General features: G+C 59.8%; 14 protein-coding genes. 6 read left to right on the forward strand and 8 right to left on the reverse strand.

All coding sequences use genetic code 11. The features are described from left to right. Positions 1 to 198 precede the first annotated feature (198 nt). Positions 199 to 1,275, forward strand: coding sequence for a 4-hydroxyphenylpyruvate dioxygenase (gene hppD, locus QF010_RS07560; RefSeq protein ID WP_429532788.1), 1,077 nt, complete (start codon positions 199 to 201; stop codon positions 1,273 to 1,275). A 64-nt stretch (positions 1,276 to 1,339) separates the two neighbouring features. On the opposite strand, the gene rarD is transcribed toward hppD, so the two are convergent. The 3 genes from rarD to QF010_RS07575 form a co-directional block, all read right to left on the reverse strand. Continuing rightward, positions 1,340 to 2,227 (reverse strand): EamA family transporter RarD, encoded by an 888-nt coding sequence (gene rarD, locus QF010_RS07565; RefSeq protein ID WP_033055150.1) that lies wholly within the window; start codon positions 2,225 to 2,227, stop codon positions 1,340 to 1,342. A 329-nt stretch (positions 2,228 to 2,556) separates the two neighbouring features. After that, on the reverse strand, positions 2,557 to 3,570 hold the full coding sequence (locus QF010_RS07570) for an aldo/keto reductase (RefSeq protein ID WP_429532789.1): 1,014 nt from the start codon (positions 3,568 to 3,570) through the stop codon (positions 2,557 to 2,559). 125 nt (positions 3,571 to 3,695) lie between these two features. Next, entirely contained in the window at positions 3,696 to 5,006 is a 1,311-nt protein-coding gene (locus tag QF010_RS07575; protein WP_033055148.1) for an MFS transporter, read from the reverse strand. A gap of 169 nt (positions 5,007 to 5,175) precedes the next feature. Here QF010_RS07575 and QF010_RS07580 point away from each other — a divergent pair, with 169 nt between their 5' ends. The 4 genes from QF010_RS07580 (at position 5,176) to QF010_RS07595 (ending at position 10,959) form a co-directional block, all read left to right on the forward strand. Further along, a complete protein-coding gene (locus QF010_RS07580) occupies positions 5,176 to 6,306 on the forward strand; it encodes a sugar diacid recognition domain-containing protein (protein WP_429509736.1) in 1,131 nt (376 codons plus the stop codon). 271 nt (positions 6,307 to 6,577) lie between these two features. After that, a complete protein-coding gene (locus QF010_RS07585; RefSeq protein ID WP_033055146.1) occupies positions 6,578 to 7,720 on the forward strand; it encodes a glycerate kinase in 1,143 nt (380 codons plus the stop codon). 384 nt (positions 7,721 to 8,104) lie between these two features. Then, on the forward strand, positions 8,105 to 9,730 hold the full coding sequence (locus QF010_RS07590; RefSeq protein WP_033055145.1) for a methyl-accepting chemotaxis protein: 1,626 nt from the start codon (positions 8,105 to 8,107) through the stop codon (positions 9,728 to 9,730). Between the two features lie 41 nt (positions 9,731 to 9,771). Then, positions 9,772 to 10,959, forward strand: coding sequence for a pyridoxal phosphate-dependent aminotransferase (locus tag QF010_RS07595; protein WP_033055144.1), 1,188 nt, complete (start codon positions 9,772 to 9,774; stop codon positions 10,957 to 10,959). Positions 10,960 to 11,085: 126 nt separating this feature from the next. On the opposite strand, the gene QF010_RS07600 is transcribed toward QF010_RS07595, so the two are convergent. The 5 genes from QF010_RS07600 to QF010_RS07620 form a co-directional block, all read right to left on the reverse strand. Beyond that, positions 11,086 to 12,063, reverse strand: a complete 978-nt coding sequence (locus QF010_RS07600; protein ID WP_429532879.1) for an NAD(P)-dependent oxidoreductase — start codon at positions 12,061 to 12,063, stop codon at positions 11,086 to 11,088. A 21-nt stretch (positions 12,064 to 12,084) separates the two neighbouring features. After that, complete coding sequence (locus tag QF010_RS07605) at positions 12,085 to 13,383, reverse strand: MFS transporter (RefSeq protein ID WP_033055143.1); 1,299 nt, start codon at positions 13,381 to 13,383, stop codon at positions 12,085 to 12,087. A 62-nt stretch (positions 13,384 to 13,445) separates the two neighbouring features. After that, entirely contained in the window at positions 13,446 to 14,495 is a 1,050-nt protein-coding gene (locus tag QF010_RS07610) for a sugar kinase (protein ID WP_429532790.1), read from the reverse strand. Continuing rightward, positions 14,488 to 15,270, reverse strand: a complete 783-nt coding sequence (locus QF010_RS07615; RefSeq protein ID WP_429532791.1) for a sugar phosphate isomerase/epimerase family protein — start codon at positions 15,268 to 15,270, stop codon at positions 14,488 to 14,490. Before QF010_RS07615 ends, QF010_RS07610 begins: the two co-directional genes overlap by 8 nt. Positions 15,271 to 15,326: 56 nt before the next feature. Then, on the reverse strand, positions 15,327 to 16,349 hold the full coding sequence (locus QF010_RS07620) for a LacI family DNA-binding transcriptional regulator (protein WP_429509745.1): 1,023 nt from the start codon (positions 16,347 to 16,349) through the stop codon (positions 15,327 to 15,329). 226 nt (positions 16,350 to 16,575) lie between these two features. Here QF010_RS07620 and QF010_RS07625 point away from each other — a divergent pair, with 226 nt between their 5' ends. Then, positions 16,576 to 17,376 carry a hypothetical protein gene (locus QF010_RS07625; protein ID WP_429509747.1) on the forward strand — a complete coding sequence of 267 codons (801 nt, stop codon included), beginning with the start codon at positions 16,576 to 16,578 and terminating at the stop codon, positions 17,374 to 17,376. The last annotated feature ends 35 nt before the right edge of the window (positions 17,377 to 17,411 follow it).

Genomic DNA, 17,411 nt, shown 5'->3' on the forward strand with positions numbered 1-17,411 from the left:
GAATAATCGTCTTCTGGCAGCAGAAGCCTCGCCCGCAAGAGCCTTGGGTCGACAATGAAGAGTTTTGGGTTTCAATTGATCTACGGTGACTTCCTCGCCCGCAGCGTGCGGGGCATCTCCTGCGCGCCACCCGCCGGTCTCAGCATTGCTAGCAACTAACGATCCGTTAATTGACAAGAAAATGATGAGGCGCCAACCATGGCAGATTTATACGAAAACCCAATGGGCCTGATGGGCTTTGAATTCATCGAATTCGCATCGCCAACCCCGAACACCCTGGAGCCAATCTTCGAGATCATGGGCTTCACCAAGGTCGCGACCCACCGGTCCAAAGACGTGCACCTGTATCGTCAGGGCCAGATCAACCTGATCCTCAACAACGAACCGCACAGTGTCGCTTCGTACTTCGCGGCCGAGCACGGTCCGTCGGTGTGCGGCATGGCTTTTCGCGTCAAGAATGCCCAGCAGGCGTTTGCCCGGGCCCTGGAACTGGGCGCCCAGCCGATTCATATCGAAACCGGCCCGATGGAGCTGAACCTGCCGGCGATCAAAGGCATTGGCGGCGCGCCGCTGTACCTGATCGACCGTTTCGGCGAAGGCAGCTCGATCTACGACATCGACTTCGTGTTCATCGAAGGCGTTGACCGCAACCCGGTCGGGGCGGGCCTGAAGATCATCGACCACCTGACCCACAACGTGTATCGCGGTCGCATGGCCTACTGGGCCAACTTCTACGAGAAGCTGTTCAACTTCCGCGAGATCCGTTACTTCGACATCAAGGGTGAATACACCGGCCTGACCTCCAAGGCGATGACTGCGCCGGACGGCATGATCCGCATCCCGTTGAATGAAGAATCGTCCAAGGGCGCCGGTCAGATCGAAGAGTTCCTGATGCAGTTCAACGGCGAGGGTATCCAGCACGTTGCCTTCCTCAGCGATGACCTGATCAAGACCTGGGATCACCTGAAAAGCATCGGCATGCGCTTCATGACCGCGCCGCCGGAAACCTATTACGAAATGCTTGAAGGCCGTTTGCCGAACCACGGTGAGCCGGTTGATCAACTGCAAACGCGCGGCATTCTGCTGGATGGTTCGTCCGAGTCGGGCGACAAGCGTCTGCTGTTGCAGATCTTCTCGGAAACCCTGATGGGCCCGGTGTTCTTCGAATTCATCCAGCGTAAAGGCGACGATGGTTTCGGCGAAGGCAACTTCAAGGCGTTGTTCGAATCCATCGAACGCGACCAGGTTCGTCGTGGCGTGCTCTCCACCGACTAAGCCGTTTCAGATGTAAAAAAAGCCCGGTCAGCAGCAATGCTGACCGGGCTTTTTCGTGCCGGTCCTACATCGATTTTCGTCGATGCCGGACCATATGTTTGAACCCTTCGAACACCAACACCACCACCGCCAACCAAATCGGGATGTACGTCAGCCACTCACCGGGCTTGATGCTTTCCCCCAGCAGCAACGCGACGCCGAGCAACAGCACCGGCTCGACGTAACTCAACAACCCGAACAGGCTGAACGGCAGCAGTCGGCTGGCGATGATGTAAACCACCAGCGCCGATGCGCTGATGACGCCGAGTAAAGGGATCAGCAGTGACAGCCACGGGTGTTGATCGAACACGGCGAAACCCTGCTCACCGCCCTGAACGAACCAGAACGCCACGGGTAACATCAAGGCCATGTCCATCCACAAACCGCCGAGGTTGTCGGTCGCCAGTCGTTTGCGCAGGATGAAGTAGAGCGGATAACCGATGACGACCAGCAAAGTCGCCCAAGAAAAACCACCGACCTGATACAGCTCGTTGAGCACGCCGAGGGAAGCAAAAAACACGGCAACCTTTTGCAGGTAAGACAGTCGCTCGCCATAGGCAACCCGCCCGGTCAGCACCATGGACAGCGGCAACAGGAAGTAGCCCAGGGACACGTCGAGGCTATAGCCGTTGAGCGGCGCCCACATGAACAGCCAGAGTTGCAGGCCAAGCAGCGTCGCGGAAACGATCAGGCCGGCAAGCAATTTTGGCTGGCCAACCAGCCGCCGAAAAAGGGCGGCCACGCGTTTCCATTCACCGGAGGCCACCATGAACACGGTCATGCAGGGCAGGGTCAGCAGCATTCGCCAACCGAAGATTTCCACGCCGCTCAAAGGCTTGAGCAACGAAGTGTAGTAATACATGACGGCAAACAGCACCGAGGCTGAAACCGATAGAGCGATACCTTTAGACAAACTGTCCTCGCGGGTTGAAGGTCATACGGGGCGCGCAGGATACGTGGTTTTTGTGCTGAATATTGGCCGAGTGATCAATATTTTCAACATCACTGCAGAGTTTCAAACCGTCGTCCCCTCACCCTAGCCCTCCCGAAACGTCGGACCGCCCGAAGGGAGAGGGGACTGACCGAGTGGCCTCAAGAAATTCTGCGACCTGAAAGACCTATTCGATTATGGATTCGACGCGGGACTTTCAGGTCGAAGCATATGCCAAACATCCCCCAATCAGTCCCCTCTCCCTTTGGGCGGTCCGACGTTTCGGGAGGGCTAGGGTGAGGGGAACAATCTCAAGCCGAACGCGGTTTCCGTCCCGACACAAAGTGGCTCACATCATTAAACCCCGGCGTCGAGGCATGCCCCGGCACAACCAGCGAATCAATAAACGCTTCATCCTCAGCCGTAATCTTCACCGCCAGCGCCTTAGTGTAGGCATCCCATTGTTCTTCGGTGCGGGGCCCAACGATGGCCGAGGTGACGGCGCTGTTGTTCAGCACCCAGGCGATGGCGAATTCGACGATGCCCACGCCGCGACCCTGGGTGTACTGTTGGATCTGCTGAGCAATGCGCAGGGATTCGACGCGCCATTCGGTTTCCAGAATGCGTTTATCTGCGCGACCGGCGCGGCTGTTGGCATCCGGCTTCACGTCCGGCGCGTATTTACCGCTGAGCACGCCACGAGCCAGCGGACTGTAAGGCACCACGCCAAGGCCATAGTTTTGCGCGGCGGTGATCTGCTCGGTTTCTGCCTGACGGTTGACGATGTTGTACAGCGGCTGACTGATCACCGGCCGGTCGACGCCCAGTTGATCGGCCACACGAATCACCTCGGCGATGCGCCAGCCACGGTAGTTCGACAAACCCCAATAGCGAATCTTGCCCTGGCGGATCAAATCGCCGATGGCCGACACCGTGACTTCCAGCGGCGTGTTGTGGTCTTCGCGGTGCAGGTAATAGATGTCGAGATAATCGGTGCCCAGACGCGTCAGGCTGGCATCGATGCCATTGAACAGGTGCTTGCGGCTCAGGCCGCTGCGGTTCGGAACGCCGTCCACCGGGCCGAAGCCGACCTTGGTCGCCAGCACCCATTCGTGGCGGTTACCGGCAATCGCTTCGCCGACGATCTCTTCGGAGCGGCCGTTGGTGTAGACGTCCGCGGTGTCGATGAAATTGATGCCCTGGTCCCAGGCCTTGTCGATGATCCGCAGGGAATCTTCGGTGCTGGTCTGTTCGCCGAACATCATGGTGCCCAGAGTCAGGGTGGATACCTGCAGGCCCGAATGACCCAGCGTGCGATAGCTCATGACGAAATCCTTTTACCGGTGGGAGAAAGGCTCAATCAAATACCAGAATGGTGGGGCGGGGCAAACGGAAATATCGAACATAGGGTGCCGATCGTTCCCACGCGGACGTGGGAACGATCGATGCGTTACACCCGCAACGTACGGGTCATGCGCAACGCCAGCAAACTCCCGCAAACAATCACACCCGCCAGCAGGTAAAGCGCGGCATCGGTCGACCCGGTGCTGTCCTTGACCCAACCCACCAGATACGGACTCAGGAATCCGGCCATCTGCCCCATGGAGTTGATCAACGCCAAACCTCCCGCCGCAGCACCCGCGCTGAGCAGTGCAGTCGGCACCGGCCAGAACATCGGCAGGCCGGTGAGGGCGCCCATGGTGGCGATGGTCAGGCCGAGGATGGCAATGGCCGGCGTAGTCGCAAAGTTCACAGCGATCAGCAGACCGACCGCGCCCATGAGCATCGGCACCACCAAATGCCAGCGGCGTTCTTTGCGCAGGTCCGCCGAGCGGCCGACCATCAACATGAACAGCGCCGCCAGCAGATACGGAATCGCACTGAGCCAGCCGATCACCAGGTTATCGCTGAAGCCCAGGTTTTTGATGATCGACGGCAGCCAGAAGTTGATCGCGTAGACGCCGCTCTGGATGCAGAAGTAGATCAGACCGAACGCCCAGATCGCCGGATTCTTGAACACCGCCAGCAGCGAGTCAGTGGTGGTTTTCGGTTTGTTGGCCAGGTCTTCAGCGTGGTCGGCTTCCAGCACCGAGCGCTCGAAAGGCGTGAGCCATTTGGCGTTGGCGTAACTGTCGCTCAGCAGGAAGTAGGCGAGGGCGCCGAGGATCACGGTCGGGATACCTTGCAGCAGGAACATCCACTGCCAGCCGGCCAAACCCGCCTGGCCTGCGCCGAAGTGGTTGAGAATCCAGCCGGAAAACGGGCTGCCTAGCAGACCGGAGACAGGGATCGCCGACATGAACAGCGCCATGATGCGGCCACGGCGGAAGGTCGGGAACCACTGCGAAAGGTACAGCACCACGCCCGGGAAGAACCCGGCTTCGGCCGCGCCGGTGAACAGGCGCAAGGTGTAGAACTCGGTCGGGGTGGTGACGAACAGCAGACAGGTCGAGAGCGAGCCCCAGACGATCATCATCAGCGCGATCCAGCGGCGCGGGCCGAATTTGGTCAGGGCCAGGTTGCTCGGTACGCCGCACAGCACGTAGCCGATAAAGAAGATCCCGGCCCCGAGGCCGTACACGGTTTCGCTGAATTTCAGTGCGTCGAGCATCTGCAGCTTGGCAAATCCAACGTTCACCCGGTCGAGGTAGTTGAACAGGTAGCAGATGAAAATGAAGGGGATCAAACGCAGGGTAATGCGTTTGTAGACGGCGTTTTTTTCGTCAACGATGGCCTGGGTAGCGGCGGCGCTCTGTGACATGGCGGGCTCTCTCTTTATTATGATTTTTTGCGATGCAAGGGTAACGTTGACCGCCCGGTGAGTCTCGGCCACCGCTTGGGTCATTGTCTTTGTGCCTGAGCACAGGGTTTGCAACCAAGGCCTGTGCGGGTGAACAATCCGCTCCATCACGCTTTCAAGGATCACCGCTATGTTCGAACTCGATCACGACCTGGCCCAGGACATCGTCGACCGGGCGATGGCCATCCTGCCGTACAACGTCAACGTCATGGACAGCCAGGGGCTGATTCTCGGCAGCGGCGAACCGGAGCGGGTCAACACCCGCCATGAAGGCGCGCAACTGGTGCTGGCCAACGGGCGAGTGGTGGAGATCGACGCCCAGACCGCGATTCATTTGAAAGGCGTGCAGCCGGGCATCAACTTGCCGCTGTTGCTCGATCAGCGCTTGATTGGCGTGCTGGGCATCACCGGTGAACCCGAGCAATTGCGCACCTACGCCGAACTGGTGCGGATGACCGCCGAGATGCTGGTCGGCCAGCGCAATCAGCAAGCTGAGCAACAATGGCGGCGCCAGCGATGCGACGATCTGCTGGCATTGCTGCTCAGTGAGGCCGGAGATTCGCCGCGGCTGATCGACGAAGCGCAGCAGCTGGGACTCAAACCGCAGATGACGCGGGTGCCGTATCTGTTCGAGTTAGGGATGGAACACGGTCCGGGACAAACCGTCGAAGCGCTCAGCGCCTGGCTGACTTCGCGCTACCCGGACAGTTGGTGCGTGAGTTCGGCCAAGTCCTCGTTGCTCTGGTGCCGACCGGCCAGCCAGGCGATCGAGAACGATCGGCTGCTGGAAAAACTCGATGGGCTCGGCTGGAACATTCTGCGCATTGCCGTGGGCGGGCAGGCCGATGGGTTGTCGGGATTGCGCCGCTGCTATCGACGCGTCGGCGACTTGCTGGCCTATGGGCGAGATGTGTTGCCGCACTCGCGTTTGCTGACGCTCAACCGTTATCGGTTGCCGGTGATGCTCTGGCGGCACCGCAACGACGACGCGCTGGACGAGTTGCTCAAACCCCTGCGCAAAGTCATCGCCAAGGATGGCAATGGCCAACTGCTGGCGACCCTGCGCAGCTGGTGCGATCACGACGGCCAGAGCCAGGCGTGTGCCGATGCATTGGGCATCCATCGCAATAGTTTGCGCTACCGGATGGAGCGGATTGCTGAGCTTAGTGGTGTTGACCCGTTAAGGCTGGACGGAATGCTCGCGCTTTACCTCGGCGTCCAGCTCCTTCCCCAAACCGACGCACCGAACACCAACCCGTAGCAGCTGTCGAGCAACGCGAGGCTGCGTTCGGCTGCGCAGCAGTCGTGAAATCATGCGCCGCGGAGCATCAGGTAAACCGTGCTTGCAGAATTTACGACTGCTGCGCAGCCGAACGCAGCCTCGCAGGCTCGGCAGCTGCTACAAGGAATGTGTAGGGACAGAGAGGTTTTGTGGAAATGAACAATAATCGTCATGGCCGCTTGTGCAGCGGACCGGCGTTATTGTTCGTGCCTGCTGGCAGCATGGAACGCATTGGAACTGGAGAATTCGCATGAAAATCGTCATCGCCCCCGATTCGTTCAAGGACAGCCTGAGTGCCCAGGGTGTGGCTGATGCCATTGCTCTGGGGTTGGCGCAGGTTTGGCCCGATGCGCTCCTGATCAAATGCCCGATGGCAGACGGCGGGGAGGGGACCGTCGAGTCGATTCTGGCGGCGTGCGAGGGCGAACTGCGCCAAACCCCCGTTCGTGGGCCACTCGGCGCAACGGTTGAGGCCGCTTGGGGCTGGCTGCCCCAGAGCCACACCGCGATCATCGAAATGGCCGAGGCCAGTGGCCTGCAACTGGTTCCGCCGGGCAAGCGTGATGCGTGCTTCAGCAGCACGTTCGGCACCGGCGAATTGATCCGCGCGGCGCTCGATGCCGGGGCGCAACGGGTGATTCTAGCGATTGGCGGCAGCGCCACCAATGACGGCGGCGCGGGTGCAATGCAAGCCTTGGGCGTCAAACTGCTGGACGCACACGGCCGAACACTGGCACCGGGTGGTCTGGCACTTGGACAGCTGGCCCGCATTGATCTGAGTGAAATCGACCCGCGCCTGGCCGAGGTGCGCTTTGACATCGCCGCCGACGTCAACAATCCACTGTGCGGCCCTCACGGTGCCTCAGCGATTTTCGGCCCGCAAAAAGGGGCATCACCCGAGCAAGTCGAGCAACTAGATCGAGCGCTCGGGCACTTTGCCGAACGCTGCGCTGAGGTCCTGAACAAAGACGTACGTGACGAGCCGGGCAGCGGCGCGGCAGGCGGCCTGGGGTTTGCCGCCAAGGCGTTTCTGGGGGCGCAGTTCAAGGCCGGGGTCGACGTGGTCGCCGAATTGGTCGGCCTGGACGATGCGATCAAGGGCGCCGACCTGGTGATCACCGGTGAAGGCCGTTTCGATGCTCAGACCCTGCGTGGCAAGACGCCGTTTGGTGTGGCGCGCATGGCTCGGCAGCACGGCGTGCCGGTGATCGTCCTCGCCGGGACGCTGGGTGAGGGTTATCAAGAACTGTATGAACATGGCATCGATGCCGCGTTTGCCTTGGCCAGTGGACCGATGACGCTGGAGCGAGCGTGTGCCGAAGCGCCACGTTTGCTGCGGGAGCGGGCGAGTGATGTGGCGCGGGTTTGGCGGGTGGCTTTGCGTAAGGCTTGAAAGTTGCGTTGGATTTTGGATCCACCCCTCATCGGAACGCCGCCCGCCCATCCCTCTCCCCACGGGGGAGAGGGGAAAGGGAGCCGATCTCCATAGATTTCAGATCCTGAGTTCGACTCGATTTTTCAGGTCGATGTAACTCGAAAGAACACCTCGGTCAGTCCCCTCTACCCCCTGGGGAGAGGGTTAGGGTGAGGGGCGGTTCCAAACTTGAAATATATTTCTCAACGCCCCGCAAAAATCCTCATCCCCAGCCGATACAGCTATCAGGCGCACACAAAACCTATTCCAACAGTGGCGCCAAACTGAACGCGCGTGCGCCACCGCCCGCGATTCAGCGATCACGCAAGGATGCTCGTAGCCCCATCACCCGAGAGTCATCCTATGTCACTGCGTAATCTGAATATCGCGCCTCGAGCTTTCCTGGGTTTTGCCTTCATTGCCTTGCTCGTCATCGTGCTGGGTGTGTTTGCCGTGAACCGCATGACGAGCATCCACCAGGCCTCCATCGACATGGAAACCAAGCAGCTGCCCAGCGTCGGGTTTCTCGGCAACCTGACGGAAAACGTCCTGCGTCTGCGCATTCTTTCTTTCCGGGTGTTGGTCAACCGTGATCCGAACGCGTTGCAGGAAGCCCAGACGCGTATCGGCGTACTGGTCGACAAGGTTCGCAGTGCACAATCGAGTTATGCCGCGTTGTCGGCCACCCCGGAAGAAGCGGCGCTGTACAAGACGTTCACGGCAACGCTGGACAGTTACATGCAAGCCCAGACCCAGATGCTGGAGCTGTCGCGGCAGAACAAGCTCGATGAGATGCGCACGCTGATCAACACCCGGATCAAGGACGGTACGGACCAGATGGGCGAGCAGCTGAACAAACTGGTGGCGCTGAATAATTCCGATGCGAAAGCCGCATCGGCCGCAGCGGGCGAGCTGTACCGCAGCGCGATTACCGGCATCATCGCCGTGGCGGTCATCGCGGCGCTGATGACCGTGCTGCTGGCCTGGCTGCTGACCCGCAGCATCGTCACACCGCTGAACCGTGCGCTGCTGGCGGCGCAAACCATTGCGGGCGGCAACCTGACCCACGTCATCGAGGTCGATGGCAAGGACGAACCGGCCCGTTTGCTCGGTGCCTTGTCCACGATGCAGGCCAGCCTGCGCAAAACCATCGAGCAGATCGCCGGTTCCGCCACCCAGCTGGGTGCCGCCGCTGAAGAACTCAGCACGGTCACCCAAGAAGCGTCCCGCGGCCTGCAACAGCAGACCAACGAAATCGAACAGGCCGCCACCGCGGTCAACGAAATGACCGCCGCCGTGGAAGAAGTCGCGCGCAACGCGGTGTCGACGTCCGAAGCCTCGAACCAGTCGACCCAGGCCGCCCGCGAAGGTCGCGACCGTGTGGTGGAAACCGTCGGCGCGATCCAGACCATGACCCACGATGTGCAAAACACCTCGGTGATGATCGAAGGCCTGGCCACTCAGGGGCGCGACATCGGCAAAGTGCTGGACGTCATCCGCGCCATCGCCGAGCAGACCAATCTGCTGGCCCTCAACGCTGCAATCGAAGCCGCCCGTGCCGGTGAAGCCGGGCGCGGTTTCGCGGTGGTGGCGGATGAGGTCCGGGCGCTGGCCCATCGCACCGCGCAATCGACCCAGGAAATCGAAAAAATGGTCGCCGGCATCCAGAACGGCACCGGCCACGCGGTCGCGTCGATGCAGCAAAGCAATCAGCGCACCCAGAGCACATTGGAAATGGCCCGCGCCGCCGGTGTTGCGCTGGAGCAGATCACTCAGTCGATCCAATTGATCAACGAACGCAACCTGGTGATCGCCAGCGCGTCCGAAGAACAGGCCCAGGTGTCCCGCGAAGTGGACCGCAACCTGGTGAACATCCGCGACCTGGCCACCCAGTCCGCCGCCGGTGCCAATCAAACCAGCGCCGCCACTCACGAACTGTCGCGCCTGGCCGTGGATTTAAATGCCATGGTGGCGCGTTTCGTGATTTGAGATAGGGTTGAGGCTTGGAACCCGCGCGACTGGAGAATTACATGCGCTATTCAGCCTTGACCAAACGAATTGCCGGTGACGGCGCAGCGGCCTGGCAGATTCATGACCGAGCACTGGAATTAATCGAGCAGGGCGTTGATGTGCTACTGCTGTCGATCGGCGATCCCGACTTCGATACGCCGCAGCCCATCGTTCAGGCGTGCATCGATAGCTTGTTGGCCGGTGACACTCACTACCCGTCAGTTCGTGGCAGTCGGGGGTTGCGCGACAGCATTGCCAACCGTCATCGACGTCGCAGTGGTCAAGCGGTGGATGCCGATCATGTGATCGTGCTGCCGGGCGCGCAATGCGCGGTGTATTCAGTTGCGCAATGCCTGCTCGACCCGGGCGATGAAGTGATCGTCGCCGAGCCGATGTACGTGACCTATGAAGGCGTGTTCGGTGCCTGCGCAGCCAAAGTGGTGCCGGTGGCGGTGCGTCCCGAGAACGGCTTTCGGGTCGATCCGGCGGATGTCGCGGCACTGATCACGCCTAAAACCCGCGCCATTTTGCTCAACAGTCCGAACAATCCTTCCGGTGCCAGTTTGCCGCTGATGGTCTGGCAGGAACTGGCATCGCTATGCATTCGTCACGACTTGTGGCTGATCAGCGACGAGGTCTACAGCGATCTTTTGTACGAAGGCGAGCACATCAGTCCGGCGAGCCTGCCGGGCATGGCCGAGCGCACGGCGACCATCAATAGCCTGTCCAAATCCCACGCCATGAGCGGTTGGCGGGTGGGCTGGGTGATCGGGCCCAAACCCTTGGCCGAACACTTGGTGCACCTGTCGTTATGCATGCTGTTTGGCATTCCGGATTTCATTCAGAACGCCGCGCAATTGGCACTGGATGAGGACCTGCCGGAAGTGGCGTTGATGCGCGAGGAGTATCGCCAGCGTCGCGACCTGGTGTGCGCGAGCCTGAGGGATTGCCCGGGCATCCGGCCGATTCGACCTGATGGCGGGATGTTCGTGATGATCGATGTACGCCAGACCGGGTTGTGTGCCCAGAGTTTTGCCGAGCGGCTGCTGGAAGGTTATGGCGTGTCGGTGCTGGCGGGTGAAGCGTTCGGACCGAGCGCGGCGGGGCATATCCGATTGGGGTTGGTGGTGGATCAACTGAAGCTGGCGGATGCGTGCCAGCGGATAGCGTTGTGTGCGGCGAACCTTCTGGAGGCGCGCCGGGCCTGAAGATTTGTACTGGCTTTGATGGCCTCATCGCGGGCAAGCCCGCTCCCACAGGGTTTTGTGAACGCCAAAGATCCCATGTGTGGAGCGGGCTTGCCCGCGATGACTGACTGACAGGCACCGAATTCCTCAGTCTTTCCACGCCCCAGTGTTCACCAGATTTTTCGGCCGCTCACCCGCCAGCGCCGCCAGCAGATTGTCCACCGCACAGGTGGCCATCGCCTCCCGCGTTTCGTGCGTCGCCGAGCCAATGTGCGGCGTCGCCACCACGTTGTTCAGTTGCAACAGCGGCGAGTCGGTGTTCAGCGGTTCGCGTTCGAATACATCCAGCCCCGCAGCGCGAATCTGCCCGTCACGCAAGGCCTGGATCAGCGCCGCCTCGTCCACCACCTTGCCCCGTGAAATGTTGATGAAGATGGTTTCGGGGCGCATCAGGGCAAACTGCTCGACCCCGATCAGCCCTTCGGTTTCAGCGGTCAGCGGCAATGTCAGGCAAACGAAATCAGCCTGCTGCAACAGCTCCGGCAAGCTTCGGTATTGCGCGTTGAATCGCTGCTCGACCGCCGGTTTTGGCGAGTGGCTGTGATAGATAACCGGCATGCCAAAACCGAAATGACCACGCTGGGCTAGTGCCTCACCGATCCGCCCCATGCCAATGATGCCCAGGGTTTTACCGTGCACATCGGTGCCAAACTGCGCGGGACCGACATTGCGCTTCCACTGACCGGCGCGAACCATGTTCGCCAGTTCCACCACGCGCCGGGCGGTCGCCAGGATCAGCGCGAAACCGGTGTCGGCGGTGGTTTCGGTGAGCACGTCCGGGGTGTTGCTGAGCAGGATCCGTCGTTCGGTCAGGTAGTCGATGTCGTAGTTGTCGACCCCCACGGACACGCTGGCAATGGCTTCCAGGTCAGGAGCCAGATCCAATAATCCGGCATCCAGTTTCAGACTCGCACCGAGTAACCCGTGGGCGCGGGGCAGGGCCTCGCGCAGCGTTGCCAGGCCGTCGGCATTGAGGTTGTCGATCAGCGTCACCTCGGTCTGCTCGTGCAGGCGAGCCATCAGCAGCGGCGAGAGTTTCTTGTACAGCACAACCTGCTTTTTCATCATCGTCATCTCAACTTCAATTCAGGAATGAGCAGCCGTCGACCGTTGCACAACGGCCTTGGCCACGACCCGGTCACTGGCGCCGGGCTTGAGGAAAATCGTCAGCACCACCGAGAGCATCAACGCGCCGCTCATCAACAGATAAGAAGCACCCGGCGAGCCGGTGGAGCTGTTCAAGTAGCCCACCAGATACGAACCGCCAAACGAACCGAGCGCGCCCATGCTGTTGATCAGCGCCATGGCGCCACCCGCGACGTTGGCCGGCAGGATTTCCGGGACGATGGCGAAAAACGGTCCATACGGCGCGTACATGCAGGCACCCGCAATCACCAGCAAGGTGTAGGACCACCAGAAGTGTTCAGCGCCCAAAGCGTAGGATCCGTAGAACGCAATCGAGGCGATCAGCAGTGGCGGCCAGACAAAGCGTTTGCGCTTCTGCAATTTGTCCGAGCCCCAGGACACCAGCAACATGCCGATCACTGCCGCCAGATACGGCAGCGAGGAAAGCCAGCCGGCTTCAATCATGTCCATCTGCGCGCCGGCCTTGAGGATCGACGGCAGCCACAGCACAAAACCGTAGACACCAATGCTCCAGCAGAAAAACTGCAGGGCCAGGATGATCACCTTCGGCGAGCGAAAGGCTTCGGCGTAGTTCTTCACCGCTTTGATGCCGACCTGTTCGGCAGCCAGGGCGCTTTGCAGATCCTGCTTCTCTTGATCGGTCAGCCACTTGGCTTGTGCGGGACGGTCATCGGCCAGACGCCACCAGATAAACGCCCAAAGCACCGCCGGCAAACCTTCTATGATGAACATCCAGCGCCAGCTGAAATGCTGCACCAGATAGCCCGACACCACCGACATCCAGAGCATGGTCACCGGGTTGCCGAGGATCAGGAAGGTGTTGGCGCGCGAGCGTTCGGCACGGGTGAACCAGTGGCACAGATACACCAGCATCGCCGGCATCACCGCGGCTTCGACCACGCCGAGCATGAAGCGAATCACGACCAGCCAGTAGGCGTTGGAGACAATCCCGGTCAACGTGGCCAGGCCACCCCAGAGAATCAGGCTGACGAAAATCAGCTTCTTGACGCTGTGCTTCTGGGCGTAGATCGCGCCCGGCACCTGGAAGAAGAAGTAGCCAAGGAAGAACAGCGCGCCGAGCATCGACGACAGGCCCGGAGTGATCATCAGGTCGGCGGCCATCCCGGAGGCGGCAGCGAACCCGTAGTTGGCGCGGTCCAGGTACGCCAGGCTGTAGGTGATGAACACGATCGGCATGATGTACCACCAGCGGCGGGCGGCGAGTGTTGCGGTTTTCATAGTGGTGCTCCTGAGCTTGTTGTTTTTGTCGCAGCAGGTAACGGTTTAAAGATTTTCAGTGACTATGCGGGCCTATTCGCGAGCAAGCCCGCTCCCACATTTGAATCGGTGTCGTACACAGAATGGGAGGGCAAACCCGATTGAATGTGGGAGCGGGCTTGCTCGCGAATGGCGGCCTCAAACTCAACAGACATCTCAAGTCGAGTGGGCAACCCTTCCATATCCCCACGGCTCTGCACCGCGCGGCTGCCAATCCAGTTGGCACGCTTCACGGCGTCGGCAAAGCTGTGGTTTCCCAGCAGGGCGCTGATCATGCCGACGGCAAATCCATCGCCGGCACCGACGGTGTCGACCACGGTTGCCACCGGCACGCCTGCTACAAACCCCTGATCCAGATGGGTGCGGTAATACGCACCGTGCGGGCCAAGCTTGATCGCCACGGCTTCGGCGCCCAGGTCGAGGTAAAACGCCGCGATGTCGGCCGGGTCTTCGAAACCGGTCAGCAAGCGGCCTTCACTCAAGCCCGGCAGCACCCAATGGGCGAGGGCGGCGAGGCGGTTGATCTCGGTAATCATCTGTTGCTCGCTGGCCCACAGGCTCGGACGCAGGTTCGGGTCGAAGGACACGCTGCGCCCGGCATCGCGCATGCGGGTCATCAACTCGAAAGACATTTCCCGGGCCGTTTCGGACAGCGCCGGCGGAATGCCGGTGGCGTGCAAGTGTCGAGCGTTGAGTAACTCAGGCGCGATCGACTGCCGCGACAGATGACTCGCCGCCGACCCACGGCGGAAATACTCGACCACCGGATCGCCGCCATCGTCGGTGCGCGACTTGAGTTGAAAACCGGTGGGGTGCGCGGTGTCGATGGCAACGTTGCTGCAATCCAGACCTTCTTTCTCCAGCGTATCGATCACGAACCGGCCCAGCGAATCGGCGCCCACCCGGCTCAACCAGGCCACGTTAAAACCCAACCGCGACAAGCCAATGGCGACATTGCTGTCGGCCCCGGCAATGCGCTTGTGGAAGTGGCCAACGTCGGCCAAATCACCGTTCTGCTCGGCGACAAACATCGCCATGGTTTCGCCGAACGACAGAATATCGATCTCAGACATGAGCGCTCTCCAGACGGGTTTGACCGAGGCGGGCGAGGGTGGCGACATGCTCGGTGGTCAACTGCACCAGGTCGTCGCCTTGCAGCGGATACTCCGCCGCTCGCATAACGCCTTGGGCCATGTGCCGCAGCAGTTGTTCCCACAGATGCAGGTCGCTGGCGGTCGGCGGTATGGCGACCAGTTTGCCGTCGGCCCGGCGTGTCACGGCTTTGCAGTGCACGTAGCCGACGTGGCGACCGAGCAACCGCGCGGCGCTGGCGGCGGACTGGTCTTGCCAATGCCAGTTGCCGATGTCGAAGGTCATTTTGACCGGCAGGTTGTGTTGCTCGACTTCAGCGAAAAAACGTTGGAACGGTTCGATGCGGCCACCGTGCAAGGTTTGATCGTTTTCCACCAGCAACTGCACCGCACTTTTGCCCAGTATGCGGGACAAGGTCTGGAGGTCGCTGTTGTCGGTGAAATAGCCCAGGGACACTTTCAGCCATTTGGCACCGAATGCCTGGGCCCGCTGTAACGCAGAGATCAGTTCGGGATTGGGTTTTGACTGGCCGGCCAGCCACAATTCCATCGGTGAGGAATACACGCTTTCGAGGCCTTGGGCCTGCGTGGCGTCAGCCAGTTGCGCGGGGTCTTCGACGGTCAGCAGTTCTTCGCGCCATTCGATGCGCGTGGCGCCGGAGGCGGCCAACACGTCGATAAACGATCCTTGGCCACGTTGGCGAACAAGGTCGGCGCCGTAACTCGACAGGCTGATGGAAACGGGTGGTTTATTCATTGTTGTATACCTCTGAAACCGGTTTCATTTTTGTTCAAAAAAATAGGGCTGCTGACTTAAGTAGCGATTTTCGTCGACCCACGCACAATCAACCGCGCCGAAAAATCCAGGGTCCGCACTGGCCCGACATCACCGCGCAAACGCTTGAGCAAACACTCGAACGCACTGGCGCCAATTTCGGCCGTCGGCTGGGCGAGGGCGGTGATCCCGCTGCCCACCAGTGGGTACCAATCCAGATCATCGAGGGCGATCAGGCCGACGTCCTCGAACAGATTGCACTTCAGTTCACGCAACGAATGGGTGCTGGCCAACGCGGCGATGCCGTTGGCGCAGAACAGCGCTTTCGGGCCGGGGCCGGGCGTTTCGAGGAAGGTTTTCAGTTTGGCGGTCAGTTCGCTGCCGGTTTCGACGAGGGTGCCGCGCAGGGTCGGGCGTTGTTCGATCTGCGCCTTGAAGCTGCTGACCCGCTCGATCCGCGAACTGGTGCCGTCAAACGGCTCGGTCACCAAAAGCACATCGCGATAGCCGCGTTCTTGCAAATGGGTGAGGGCCATTTCAACGGCGGCAGGATTGTCCAGCCCGACCAGATCGCTCTCGAGCTGCTCGACCTTGCGATCCACCAACACCAGCGGCATCTCCCGATGCAGTTCTCGTAACTCATCGCGGTGATGACCGAGGGTGTTCACGATCAAGCCTTCGATGTTGTAGGAACGCAGCAGGGCCAGGTGCTGGCGTTCCTGCTCGTCATCGCGGTCGGTGTTGCACACCACCAGGCTGTAACCGTGCTGACGGCAGGCGGTTTCCACCCCGTGCATCACGGCAATCGAATAAGGGTTACGGATATCGGCCACCAGCATGCCAATCAGGCGAGTGCGCCCGCGTTTCAGGCCGCGGGCCATCTGGTTCGGGCGATAGCCGAGTTCGGCAATCGCCTGCTCGATACGCAGGGCAATGGCATCGGAGAGCAGGGCGCGGTCATCGCCGATGAAGCGCGAGACGCTGGCCTTGGAGACCTTGGCGTGTTCGGCGACGTCGAGCATGGTGACGCGGCTGCGCTGGGCGGCGGAGAAGTCGTTCACGGTTTTTAACCTTGTTATTGGTGTTTGTGCAGGCTGGCTTTGAAACCGGTTTCAGAAGACACCATTAACCTGAAAACGTCAAGCCAGTGACATCCCAATGCGTCGGATAAAACCGACAAACGGTAGCTTTACCTGTCAGATATGACAGTAGCCACACCACTGAACTCGGCGCTTAATTTCTTTCAGTACCAAAGGATAATTTCGTGACCATCAAAGGACCTTCGATATGGCGCCTAATAAACCACTGACATTCGATGCGCCGAAAGTTAAAGGTGTAGCTGATCCCGATGTTGATCCGGAGGGCTATATCCCACTTCCATTGCTGCCCAAAGGTATTGATGTGATCGTACCTTTATGGCCCGACCCGGCGACGGAGCCGGGGGAAAGGGACATTTTGACGGTTCGCTTTGAGCAACCCGGACAACCATCTGTAAAGATAGAAAATACTTATACACCGACGGACATGAAGCCAGAATTTATCATTCATATTGGTCCAGAGCACTTGCTAAATAATGGTGTCGTGGAATTGTGGTATGAATTGCTTAATTCGGCCGATAATCCATCCTTTTCATTTCGCCGAAAACTGACAATAGATCACACTCCAGTGCCGATTGATCTTAAAGAGGTTGGTTTTTTATATTTAACTGATTGGGGTTATTATAATTGCATCACCGATCCACCAATATGGTTTGGCATACATTTTGTTGTTCCACCGCTAACCTTGTTTAAAGTTGGCGATAAATGCGAAGTTACATGGAGAGGGTATTCCACATGGAATGGCAGTGGCGATGAAATCGTTGACGCACGTTGGATTAACGTGCGTCAAAGCTTGAGCGATAAAGATATTCGGGAAGGATATCCACTCGTCGTTGAACCCTACGACATACATATAGAGCCGATGGTAAGCTCTTCCGCTACCGTTGTTTATCGAATCTATCGTGGAGCCAGGCTTGTAGGTCAGTCAAAAACAGCATTGGTCAAAATCGACAGAATCATCAGTGGTCAAGAACTCCCATGTGGGCCTTGAACAATGTTGAGTGATGTGCGCTGCGCAGGACGTTG

The organism is Pseudomonas silensiensis, from assembly GCF_050434865.1.
GTDB classification, from domain to species: Bacteria; Pseudomonadota; Gammaproteobacteria; order Pseudomonadales; family Pseudomonadaceae; genus Aquipseudomonas; species Aquipseudomonas fluorescens_W.